The sequence below is a fragment of the Xanthomonas sp. LMG 12462 genome (assembly GCF_009192885.1).
Lineage (GTDB): Bacteria > Pseudomonadota > Gammaproteobacteria > Xanthomonadales > Xanthomonadaceae > Xanthomonas_A > Xanthomonas_A sontii.
In genome coordinates, this window is the sequence record NZ_NMPP01000112.1 from 1 (window position 1) to 1,022 (window position 1,022).

Below are 1,022 nucleotides of genomic sequence, written 5' to 3' on the forward strand. Positions count from 1 at the left end.
GCCGCCCCCACACCCTTGCCCCCCGCCCCCCCCCCGCCCCGCCCCCCCCCCCCCAGCCGCGCCCCAGCGAGGCCCCGATCGCCTCACCGCCGATCACCAGATGCGGCAGGCAGTCCTCCAGCCCCGCCCCCAGCCACGCCTCCAGCAGCGACGGCGTGCAGTCGATCAGGTCCACCCGCTGCCCTTCCAGCACCGACCGCAGCAACACCGGATCGGTCTTGGCCGCCTCCTCCACGATCAGCAGTTCACCGCCCCACGCCAGTTGCATCAGCCCCTTCAGCGACCCATCGAACGCGTACGAGGCCGTCCACGCCCAGCACCCCTGCAGCGCTCCGTCCGCGATCCCATGCGGACCCAGGTTCAGCGCCAGGTTGCGCAGCGATCCGTGCTCGATCAGCACCCCCTTCGGACGGCCGCTGGTGCCGGAGGTGTACAGCACGTACGCCAGATCCGACGCGCTTGTGCCCTCCACCGTCGGCGGTGCGCTCGCCAGATCGCACACGTCTTCCATCCGCAGCTGCGGCAAGGCCGCCAGCGCCAGCCCCGCCACCCGCTCGGCACTGGCTGCATCGGTCAGCACCAGCGCCGCGCCGCTGTCGGCCAGCACGTACTGCAGGTGCCCATCCGGGTAGGCCGGGTCCAGCGGCAGGTACGCCGCCCCGGCCTTCATCACCCCCAGGATCGCCACCGGCACCTCCAGCCCGCGCGCCAGGCACAGCGCCACCACCGTCTCGCGCCCCACCCCCTGCGCCCGCAGCCGGTGCGCCAGGGCGTTGGCGCGCGCCTCCAGTTGTCCGTAGCGCAGCACCTGCTCCCCCGCACGCACCGCCACCGCCTCCGGCGTGGCCAGCGCCTGCCGCCGCACCAGTGCCGGGTAGGTCAGGTCCTCCACCGGCTGCGCCGTGGCGTTCCAGTGCGCCAGCGTCGCCTGCGTGGCCGCCTCCACCCACGGCAGCGCCTGCAGCGGCGTCTGCGGCGCCGCCGCCACCGCCTCCAGCACGGCCACGTACGCCTGGCCCAGC

Annotated in this window: 1 protein-coding gene; it reads right to left on the reverse strand. The window is 74.7% G+C overall.

All coding sequences use genetic code 11. The annotated features are described in order from the left end of the window. On the reverse strand, positions 1-1,022 hold a 1,022-nt coding region (locus CEK69_RS20555; RefSeq protein WP_193314052.1), incomplete at both ends, for an AMP-binding protein.